The organism is Sphingomonas sp., from assembly GCF_031426035.1.
In the GTDB taxonomy this organism is placed as follows: domain Bacteria; phylum Pseudomonadota; class Alphaproteobacteria; order Sphingomonadales; family Sphingomonadaceae; genus Sphingomicrobium.
This window is the reverse complement of record NZ_JANPKO010000146.1, coordinates 1-9,327: the sequence shown is the minus strand read 5'-3', so window position 1 is coordinate 9,327 and position 9,327 is coordinate 1. Positions and strand designations below refer to the sequence as shown.

Sequence of the window (9,327 nt, the reverse complement as noted above, 5' to 3'; positions counted from 1 at the left end):
GGGCGACCCCCGCAATCGGCGACTATGCGGTGCGCTTCGACCGCAGCGGAGGTGTTGGCGCCCGCTTCGGCTGCAATTCGCTGGGTGGGCGCTACCGGATGGTTGGCGGCACCCTGACCGTGAGCGACCTGGCCCAGACGCTGATGGGCTGCCCGGAGCCGGCGGGGACATTCGAAAGCCAGGGCTCCGCCATCCTGTCGCGGCCGATGCAGGTCAGCTTCACCAGCAACGACCGCATGGGCCTGACCAACGCCGCCGGCGCGATCGCGCTGGATCCGCTGCCCTGAGCCCGGGGCGAAGTTGACTGGAGGGGGGTCGATTCGGGGGGTCGTCAACTTCGCATAGTTCGTCACTTGGGGAGCATTTTCGCGCGCGCTCCGATCAGCAGGCCGACCCGCTGCCGCCGCCTGGTCCCGACCGTTCGAAACAGCCACCCCCGAGTCGCGACTCTCTCAAGCGAAATCCTACATTGCAAGCAAAAGAACCGAATTGGTTATCGTTTACTCCGCGGCAAGGTGCGGCGAGTCTTGTTCGGCGACCGCCGGCGCGAGCTTGGTCAGCGGGCGCGGGCTGGCTTCGACCATCGGCAGCACCGGCACCTCCTTCGAGCTGCCCGCGCCAAGCCCCTCGAAGCGCCGCGCCTGGGTCAGCACCTGGCTCTCGAAGCTCCCGACCATCTGGTTGTAGGCCATGTTCGCCGTCTGCAGATTCTTGCCCATGCGCACGATGTGCTCGGCCATGGTCGCCAGCCGCGCGTGCAATTCCTTGGCCAGCCGGGCAATTTCCTCGGCCGCCGCGTTGCGCCCATGCTGCTCCCAGTAATGGGCGGCGGTGCGGGCGATGACGACCAAATTGGTCGGCGTCGCGAGCAGCACCTTGCGGTCCATCGCCCATTCCCACAGCCCCGGATCGAGCTCGAGCGCGGCGTTGAGGAAATGCTCGCCGGGGACGAACATCACGACATATTCGACGCTGTCGTCGAACTGCGCCCAATAGGCCTTGGAGCCCAATTGCTGGGCGTGGGTGCGGATCGACGCGACATGGGCGCGGAAACAGGCCGCGCGCTTGTCGTCGTCGACCTCGTCGCAGGCGTCGAGATAGGCGTTCAACGAGCATTTGGCGTCGATGATCAATTGCCGCCCGCCGGGCAGGCGGACGACCACGTCGGGACGCAACTTGCCGTCCTCTCCGTCGACCGACACCTCGGTGCGGAAATCGGCGTAGGGGCTGAGGCCGGCCTGCTCGAGGACGTTCTTGAGGCTCTGCTCGCCCCACCGCCCGCGCGCCTTGGGCGACGAGCGCAGCGCGTTGACCAGGTTGCGCGTCTCGTCGCGCACCTGGCCCTGGCCGGTACGGACCAGCTCGACCGCCTCGCGCAGCCCGGCATAATGGTCGACGCGCTCCTTCTCGACGCGCTGGAGGCCTTCCTCGTAGCGCTTGAGCGTGGCCTCGACCGGCTGGAGCAGCGACTGCAACTTGGTCGATTGCTCCTTGTCGGCTTTGGCCAGGCGGTCGTCGGCCTTGGCGAGGAAATCCTTGTGCGCTTTCTCGAGCAACTGGTCGCCGATCTCGCGAAACTGGATGATCAACTGGTCGCGTGATTTTTGCAGGTCGGCCATGCGCGCGTCGAAATTGCGCACGTCGGCGTCGAGCACGGCCTTGGCCCGCAACGCCTCGTCGCGCTCGGCGGTGACGGCATCGAGCAAGGCCTGCAATTGCTCGGCGCGCGCGCTGCCCTGCCCCGCCCCGCGCGATGCGGCGAACCAGCCGAGCGCGAGCCCGACGACCAATGCGGCGAGCGCCAGCACGACTGCAATCACCGGCTCCATCGGCAGACTCCACAAGTGGAACGAAAAGCGAACTTAGACCGTGGCGGCCGCCCGCTCAAGTGGAAGCTTGGCAAGCCGCGCCGGTTGGCCGATGGTCGCCGCCACAAAAGGAGCGCCAATGTCCATTCGCAAGATGATCTCGCTGCACCCGTCGATCCAGGGCCACGTCAACCAGCCGCTCGGCGATGCCGTCCACCACGCGATGTATTGCGCCAAGATGTGCCTGTCCTGCGCCGACGCCTGCGCGGCGGAGAAAATGGACATGGCGCAGTGCATCCGCGCCTGCTCGGACTGCGCCGACGTGTGCGAGGCGACGGCGCGGCTGGGTTTGCGGCGGACGGGGTCCAACGACACCGTGCTGCGCGAGATGCTCGAGCTGTGCGCGCGGGTGTGCGATTCGTGCGCGGCGGAGTGCGACAAGCACGACCATGAGCATTGCAAATTGTGCGCGATCATGTGCCGCGAGTGCGCCGAGGATTGCAGGAAGGCGGCGGCGTCGCTGAATTAATTCCTCCCCGAGATTTCTCGGGGAGGGGGATCAGCGCAGCTGGTGGAGGGGTACTCCACCCCGCGCCAGTACCCCTCCACCATTAGCTCTTCGGCTAATGGTCCCCCTCCCCACGAAAACGTGGGGAGGAATGTCCTCTACGCCGCCCTTAAACCGCGCTCCTTGCGCATCTTGGCGAGCTTCTTGAGGACCATTTCGCGCTTGAGCCGCGACAGATGGTCGATGAACAAGATGCCCTCGAGATGATCCATCTCGTGCTGCAGGCACACCGCGAGCAGACCGTCGAGCTCCTCCTCGTGCTGCTTCCCGTGTTCGTCGAGCCAGCGGGCGCGGATGCGGTCGGGGCGCTCGACCTCGGCATATTGGTCGGGCACCGACAGGCAGCCCTCGGTGTAGGGCACGTCGTCATCGCTGTAGGTGACGATCTCGGGGTTGATGAACACCCGCGGCTCCTTGACCGGCTCGCCGCCTTCTTCCGCCGGCTCCTGCAAATCCATCACCAGCACGCGCTTGGGCACGCCGACCTGGATCGCGGCGAGGCCGATGCCGGGGGCGTGGTACATCGTCTCGAACATGTCGCGGATCAGCGCGCGGATGTCGTCGTCGACGGTTTCGACGGGCGCGGAAATCTGGCGCAGGCGCGGATCGGGGACTTCGACGATGGGAAGCAGGGCCATGGGGATGATTTAGTCCTTTGCCCCCCTCCCTTTCAAGGGAGGGGCTGGGGGAGGGCCTGTTGAGGGCATTGGCTGAAGCAGACAGGCCCTTCCCTCAATCCCCTCCCGCCGGCGGGAGGGGAAGTTAGACCGGCCGCCGCGCCCTGAGCGCCTGGGCGAGCGTGCCTTCGTCGAGATAGTCGAGCTCGCCGCCGACGGGGAGGCCGTGGGCGAGCTGGGTGAGGCGGATGGGGAAGGTCTCGAGCCGCTCGGCGAGGTAGTGGGCGGTGGTCTGGCCCTCCAATGTGGCGTTCATCGCCAGCACCACCTCGTCGATGCCGCCGGCGGCGACGCGCGCTACCAGGCTGTCGATGGCGAGGTCCTCGGGGCGCACCCCGTCGAGCGCCGACAAACGCCCGCCGAGCACGTGGTAGCGCCCGGGGAACAGCCGCGAGCGGTCGAGCGCCCACAGGTCGGCGACTTCCTCGACCACGCACAGGCTCTTGTCGTCGCGGCGCGGGTCGCGGCAGATAGTGCACGGGTCGGCGGTGTCGAGGTTGCCGCAGGTGGAGCAGGTCGACAGCCGCTCGGACACCGATTGCAGTGCCGCCAGAAGCGGATCGAGCGAAGTCTGGCGGCGCTTCATCAGGTGCAGCACCGCGCGCCGCGCCGAGCGCGGCCCCAGCCCCGGCAGCCGCGCCAGCGCCTGCGCCAATGCCTCGATTTCCTGACTAGCCATGGGCCCCCATAAACCGTTCGTCCTGAGCTTGTCGAAGGACTGCTTTTCCTTTCGGCGCCGGCAAGTAGAAGGACAGCCCCCTTCGGCTTGCCTTGGCAGGCCGCTCAGGACAGGCTTCGACAGGCTCAGGGCGAACGGATTTGTTTTGCAAATAGTCTTCATGGGCAGCCCCGAATTCGCGGTGACGATCCTCGATGCGCTGGTCGCGGCGGGGCACGAGGTGGTGGTCGCGTACTGCCAGCCGCCGCGTCCGGCGGGGCGCGGCAAGGGGGAGCGGCCGACGCCGGTCCAGCTGCGAGCCGAGGCGCTGGGGATTGCGGTGCGCCACCCGCGGACGTTGCGCGATGGCGAGGAGCAGGCACGGTTCGCAGCGCTCGGGGCCGATGTCGCGGTGGTCGCGGCGTACGGGCTGATCTTGCCGCCGCCGATCCTCGAGGCGCCGCGGCTGGGGTGCATCAATGTTCATGCCTCGCTGCTGCCGCGGTGGCGCGGGGCGGCGCCGATCGAGCGCGCGATCCTCGCCGGCGACGCGGTCACCGGAGTGACCATCATGCAAATGGACGAGGGGCTCGATACCGGGCCGATGTTGCTCAAGCGAGAGCTTCCGATCGACGGCAAAAACACCGGACAAGCTACGGACGAACTAGCGAAACTTGGGTCAGGCGCTTTGCTTGACTGGCTTGCCGACCCAACTCCGCCTCAGCCGCAACCCGAAGACGGCGCGACCTATGCGGCGAAGATCGCCAAGGCCGAGGCGCGGATCGACTGGCGGCGGAGCGCGGTGGAGATCGAGCGCCAGGTGCGCGCGTTTGCGCCGGCGCCGGGGGCGTGGTTCGAGGTTGGCGGCGAGCGGATCAAGCTGCTCGCGGCGGAGTTCGCGGACGGTGGCGGAACGGCCGGGCATGTGCTTGACGAGGCACTGACCATCGCCGCCGGCGACGGCGCGATCCGGCCCCTGCTGGTCCAGCGCGCGGGGCGCTCGCCGATGACCCCCGCCGAGCTGTTGCGCGGGTTCCCCATCCCCATTGGAAAAATGCTGCTGTGACGCGGTGGAAGCTGATCGTCGAATATGACGGAGGGCCGTTCATGGGCTGGCAGCGCCAGGACCATGGGCCGAGCGTGCAGGCCACGCTGGAGGAGGCGATCGCGCGGATGACCGGGGCGGCGGCGACCGTCCACGGCGCCGGGCGCACCGATGCCGGGGTCCACGCGCTGGCGATGGCGGCGCATGTCGACATCGTGCGTGAGGTCACCCCGCACCGGTTGCGCGAGGGGATCAACGCGCTGGTGCGGCCGGCGCCCGTGTCGGTGCTCGAGGTGGCGCCGGTGCCCGACGACTGGCACGCGCGTTTTTCGTGCACCGGGCGGCGCTACCGCTACCGCATCCTCAATCGCCGCGCCCCGCCACCGTGGAGCGCGGCAAGGTGTGGCACATCGCGGGGGAGATGGATGTCGCGGCGATGGCGGCCGGCGCAGCGCTGCTCGTCGGGCGCCATGATTTCACGACGTTTCGCTCGGCGCATTGCCAGTCGAAAAGCCCGGTCAAGACGCTCGACCGGCTCGAGGTCGCGCGCCACGGTGACGAGATCCGCATCGAGGCCGCGGCGCGCAGTTTTCTTCATCACCAGGTGCGATCGATGGTCGGGTGTTTGGCCTTAGTCGGCCGTGGGCAATGGGTTGTGGACGACATTGCCCAGGCGCTGGCAGCGAAAGACCGCGCCGCGCTCGGCCTGAACGCACCGCCCGACGGGCTGTATTTCGTCGCGGCGGTATATCCCTAAACGAGGACTTCCCGCGCCGCCGTCTGGCTGAGGAACGCCTGCGGGCTGGCGCTGAGGCCGTAGGCGCCGGCGCAGAACACCGCGATCAAATCGCCGGCATCGGCGCGGGGCAAAGCGACATCGTCGGCGATGAGGTCGAGCGGGGTGCACAGGCAGCCGGTGACGGTGACATCCTCCTCCGCCGCGGCGCCGAACCGGCCGGCCACCGCGACGGGGTAGTTGCGGCGCAGCAGCTGGCCGAAATTTCCGGAGGCGGCGAGCATGTGGTGGAGCCCGCCGTCGGTCACCAGGAAGGTCTTGCCGCGGCTTTCCTTGCGCTCGATGACACGCGTCAGATAGACCCCCGCCTCACCCACCATCCAGCGCCCGAGCTCGATTGAAAAGCAGGTCAGCGCAAGCACTTGCGGCGCGTTGCACAGAATTTCATTGAGCGCGCGGCCGAGCGCTTCGACGTCGAGCTCGGTGTCGCCGGCGAAATAGGGAATGCCGAACCCGCCGCCGAGATTGATTTTGGGCGGCTCGGCCCCGGCTGCTTCCGCAATCTCGGCCGCCAGTGCGACCGTCGCGCGCTGCGCCTCGACCAGGGCGTCGAGGTCGAGCACCTGGCTGCCGGCGTAGATGTGCAGGCCGCGCCAGTCGGCCCCGGCGGCGACCAGCTCGCGAACGAGATCGGCGGCGCGGTCGTGGTCGAGGCCGAACTGGCTCGCCGCCCCGCCCATCTTCATCCCCGCGCCGCGGATCGCGAACGGCGGGTTGACGCGGACGGCGAGCTTGGGGCGGATGCCGAGCTCGCCGGCGAGGCGCAGCGCGCGGCCCGCCTCGCTTTCGCTCTCGAGGTTGATGGTGGCGCCGAGCTCGATTGCGCGGAACAGCTCGGCGTCGCTCTTGCCCGGGCCGGCGAAGCTCAGCGGGACATCGCCGACCCCGGCCTCGTCGAGCCGGTCGAGCTCGCCCGCCGAGGCGACGTCGAAACCATCGACATAGCGCGCAATGAAGGCGAGCAACGGCGGATAAGGGTTTGCTTTCACGGCATAATGCAGGTCGACGCCGTCAGGCATCGCGGCCCGGAAGCGGGCGATCTGCAGGCCGACGATGTTGTTGTCATAGACGAACAGCGGCGTGCCCCCGGCCTCCGCCACCAGCTCCTCGGCGAGCCGCCCGCCGATGCTCAGCTGATGGCTGCCGTCGGGCGAAAAAACCGCGGGGATCGGCCCCATGCCTTTCATGCCAGCTCCTTCACCACCGCGGCGCGGTCGACCTTGCCATTGGGCGACAAGGGCAGCGACTCGCGCCACGCGATCCGCGCGGGCTGCATGTAAGCGGGAAGTTCGGCGGCAAGATAGGCGCGCAGGCGTTGCTCGGCGTCGGCGCCCTTGGCCACTGCCACCAGCACCACCGCCTGGCCGAGCCGGGCGTCGGGCACGCCGAGCGCCAGCGCCTCGCTGACCGCGCCGCTGGCCAGCGCCGCGTCCTCGATTTCGGTCGGGCTCAAGCGGTTGCCGCTGACCTTGATCATTGCATCGTCGCGCCCGCGGAAGCGGATCAGGCCGTCGGCGCCGCGCACCACGGTGTCCCCCGACCACAGGGCGCCCTCACGGAAGCGCTCGGCCGTCCGCTCGGGGTCGTTCCAATAGCCCTGTGCGACGAGCGGCCCGCGATGCACCAACTCGCCCTCCTCGCCCGGCCCGGCATCGCTGCCGTCGGGGCGCAGCACGGCGATGTCGGCGAACGGGATCGCGGTGCCGACGCTGTCGGGGTGGGCGTCGACCAACGCGGGGTCGAGGCTGGTCGAGCGGAAGGCTTCGGTCAGGCCGTACATCAGGTGCAGCTTCGCCTGTGGGAACAGGTCACGCAAGCGGCGCACCAGCGGCAGCGGCAAATGCCCGCCGCTGTTGGTCAGCGTCCGCAGGCTCTCCCCTTCCCCGCCCGACCAATCGGCTTCGGCCAGCTGAAGCCACAGCGGCGGCACCCCGGCCAGCACGGTGACGTCATGACGCCGAACGGCACGGACCACATCGCGCGCCATCAGAAAATCGAAGGCGATCGCGTGGGCGCCCGCGGCCCACGCCGAGAGCAATTGGTTTTGCCCATAGTCGAACGCCAGCGGGAGCACCGCCAGCGTCCGGTCGGCCGGCGACAGGGCAAGGTAATGCGCGACGCTGACCGCGCCGAGCCACAGATTGGCGTGGCTCAGCATCACCCCCTTGGGCCGTCCGGTCGAACCCGAGGTGTAGAGCAAGGCGGCGAGCTCGTCGGGATCGCGGCTGGAGGGCGGCAGCGCCTCGTCGCCGTCGGTCCATTCCTCCAGCGCGATAGTGCGCGCGCCGGCGGGATCGTCGAGACTATCCAGCCGCGCGTGGTTGGCGATCAGCAGCCGGGCGCCGCTGTCGGCGAGGATATGGGTCGCCTGAGCGCGCTTGAGCAGCGGGTTGATCGGGACGTGGATCAGCCCGGCGCGGGCGGCGGCGAGCGGCAGCACGCAGGCCAGCCGCGTCTTGCCCATCCAGCTTGCCATGCGGTCGCCGGGCGCGAGGCCATGGGCGAGCAACGCCGCGGCGGTGCGGCCGACCGCCTCGTCGAGCGCGGCAAAGTCGAGCGTTTCCCCGCTCGCGGTCAGCGCCGGCGCATCGTCCGCGCCGCGCCGCGCGAGGTGGTCGAGCGGATACGGTGTTGGGTCAGGGTCGCCCGCCATCCCGTCCGCCTACCGCGCGGCGGCGCGCGGCGCAAAGCTTGCCCCCGCCGCGCGCAGTCTCTAGGCGCGCGGCGGTGCAGCACAAGGCTCAGCAGGCGCTTGGCGCGGGGACGGTCGAGGCGGGATTGCGCGCCTTGCTCGCGGACACGCTCGGGCTGGCCCCGAGCCGTGTTGCCGGGTTCACGCCCGACAGCGGCCTGTTCGGCGCGCTGCCCGAGTTCGATTCGATGGCGGTGGCCAATTTCCTCACCGCGTTCGAGGAGCGCTTCGAGGTGCTGATCGAGGACGACGACGTCGAGGCCGAAGATTTCGCGACGTTCGGCAGCCTGCTGGCGTTCGCCGAGCGGATGGTGCGCGCCTAACTACTCCGCGGCGATCGCCGCATATTCCTCGGCGGCGAGGAATTTCTCGGCGTCGAGCGCGGCCATGCAGCCGGTGCCGGCGGCGGTCACCGCCTGGCGGTAAATCTTGTCCATCACGTCGCCGCACGCGAACACCCCGGGCACGCTGGTACGGGTCGAGCCCGGCTCGGCCTCGATATAGCCGTCGCCATCGAGGGTCAGCTTGCCGGCGAACAATTCGGTCGCCGGGCTGTGGCCGATGGCGACGAACGCGCCCTCGACCTCGAGGCGGCGGATGTCCCCGGTGCGGGTGTCCTTGAGGTCGAGCCCCGCCAGCACCTCGGGATCCCCGGCGCCGACGAACGCGGCGACCTCCGAATTCCAGATCACCTTGATGTGCGGGTTGGCGAACAAGCGGTCCTGGAGGATCTTTTCGGCACGCAAGGAATCGCGGCGGTGGATCAGCGTGACGTCATGGGTGTGGTTGGTCATGTACAAGGCTTCCTCGACCGCGATGTAGCCGTCGTCGTCGAGATCGAGATGCCCGCGGAACAGCTCCGTCGCCGGGTGATGCCCGATCGCGACGAAGCCGCCCTCCACGTCGAGCCGCGACTGCTCGCCGGTCACGGTATCGACCAGATCGAGCGCCACCAGCCCCGCGGTCCCGCCGCCATCGACGAATTCGCGCACTTCCTTGTTCCACAGCACGCTGACGTTCGGGTGCGCGAACAGCCGCTGCTGCAGGATGCGTTCGGCGCGTAGCGAATCGCGACTGTGGATC

The 9,327-nt window shown here is 68.9% G+C and carries 10 protein-coding genes and 1 pseudogene; 5 read left to right on the top strand and 6 right to left on the bottom strand.

The annotated features are described in order from the left end of the window. Positions 1 to 287 (top strand): META domain-containing protein (locus tag RMP08_RS10795; RefSeq protein ID WP_310469005.1); only part of this gene is annotated, 287 nt, incomplete at its 5' end. A gap of 213 nt (positions 288 to 500) precedes the next feature. Here RMP08_RS10795 and RMP08_RS10790 read toward each other — a convergent pair. Then, entirely contained in the window at positions 501 to 1,829 is a 1,329-nt protein-coding gene (locus RMP08_RS10790) for a DNA recombination protein RmuC (RefSeq protein ID WP_310469004.1), read from the bottom strand. Positions 1,830 to 1,947: 118 nt separating this feature from the next. On the opposite strand from RMP08_RS10790, the gene RMP08_RS10785 reads away from it, so the two are divergent. Further along, on the top strand, positions 1,948 to 2,337 hold the full coding sequence (locus tag RMP08_RS10785) for a four-helix bundle copper-binding protein (RefSeq protein ID WP_310469003.1): 390 nt from the start codon (positions 1,948 to 1,950) through the stop codon (positions 2,335 to 2,337). Positions 2,338 to 2,474: 137 nt separating this feature from the next. Here RMP08_RS10785 and def read toward each other — a convergent pair whose 3' ends face one another. Both def and recR read right to left on the bottom strand, forming a co-directional pair. Beyond that, a complete protein-coding gene (def, locus tag RMP08_RS10780; protein ID WP_310469002.1) occupies positions 2,475 to 3,014 on the bottom strand; it encodes a peptide deformylase in 540 nt (179 codons plus the stop codon). Between the two features lie 124 nt (positions 3,015 to 3,138). Further along, positions 3,139 to 3,732 (bottom strand): recombination mediator RecR, encoded by a 594-nt coding sequence (recR, locus tag RMP08_RS10775; protein ID WP_310469001.1) that lies wholly within the window; start codon positions 3,730 to 3,732, stop codon positions 3,139 to 3,141. A 145-nt stretch (positions 3,733 to 3,877) separates the two neighbouring features. On the opposite strand from recR, the gene fmt reads away from it, so the two are divergent. Beyond that, entirely contained in the window at positions 3,878 to 4,777 is a 900-nt protein-coding gene (fmt, locus tag RMP08_RS10770) for a methionyl-tRNA formyltransferase (protein WP_310469000.1), read from the top strand. Beyond that, positions 4,774 to 5,513 (top strand): annotated as a pseudogene (truA, locus tag RMP08_RS10765) (tRNA pseudouridine(38-40) synthase TruA). Before fmt ends, truA begins: the two are co-directional and overlap by 4 nt. Here the strand turns inward: truA and RMP08_RS10760 are convergent. Then, positions 5,510 to 6,739 carry a pyridoxal-dependent decarboxylase, exosortase A system-associated gene (locus RMP08_RS10760; protein ID WP_310468999.1) on the bottom strand — a complete coding sequence of 410 codons (1,230 nt, stop codon included), beginning with the start codon at positions 6,737 to 6,739 and terminating at the stop codon, positions 5,510 to 5,512. The pseudogene truA and the gene RMP08_RS10760 overlap by 4 nt on opposite strands. Further along, positions 6,736 to 8,205 carry an AMP-binding protein gene (locus tag RMP08_RS10755; protein WP_310468998.1) on the bottom strand — a complete coding sequence of 490 codons (1,470 nt, stop codon included), beginning with the start codon at positions 8,203 to 8,205 and terminating at the stop codon, positions 6,736 to 6,738. Before RMP08_RS10755 ends, RMP08_RS10760 begins: the two co-directional genes overlap by 4 nt. Positions 8,206 to 8,279: 74 nt before the next feature. On the opposite strand from RMP08_RS10755, the gene RMP08_RS10750 reads away from it, so the two are divergent. Beyond that, complete coding sequence (locus tag RMP08_RS10750; RefSeq protein WP_310468997.1) at positions 8,280 to 8,567, top strand: acyl carrier protein; 288 nt, start codon at positions 8,280 to 8,282, stop codon at positions 8,565 to 8,567. On the opposite strand, the gene RMP08_RS10745 is transcribed toward RMP08_RS10750, so the two are convergent. Continuing rightward, positions 8,568 to 9,327 (bottom strand): FAD-dependent oxidoreductase (locus RMP08_RS10745; RefSeq protein ID WP_310468996.1); only part of this gene is annotated, 760 nt, incomplete at its 5' end.

Bases quoted from the DNA above. Each gene is read 5' to 3' on its own strand.
- RMP08_RS10790 (WP_310469004.1), bottom strand. From the start codon at position 1,829: ATGGAGCCGGTGATTGCAGTCGTGCTGGCGCTCGCCGCATTGGTCGTC.
- RMP08_RS10785 (WP_310469003.1), top strand. From the start codon at position 1,948: ATGTCCATTCGCAAGATGATCTCGCTGCACCCGTCGATCCAGGGCCAC.
- def (WP_310469002.1), bottom strand. From the start codon at position 3,014: ATGGCCCTGCTTCCCATCGTCGAAGTCCCCGATCCGCGCCTGCGCCAG.
- recR (WP_310469001.1), bottom strand. From the start codon at position 3,732: ATGGCTAGTCAGGAAATCGAGGCATTGGCGCAGGCGCTGGCGCGGCTG.
- RMP08_RS10760 (WP_310468999.1), bottom strand. From the start codon at position 6,739: ATGAAAGGCATGGGGCCGATCCCCGCGGTTTTTTCGCCCGACGGCAGC.
- RMP08_RS10755 (WP_310468998.1), bottom strand. From the start codon at position 8,205: ATGGCGGGCGACCCTGACCCAACACCGTATCCGCTCGACCACCTCGCG.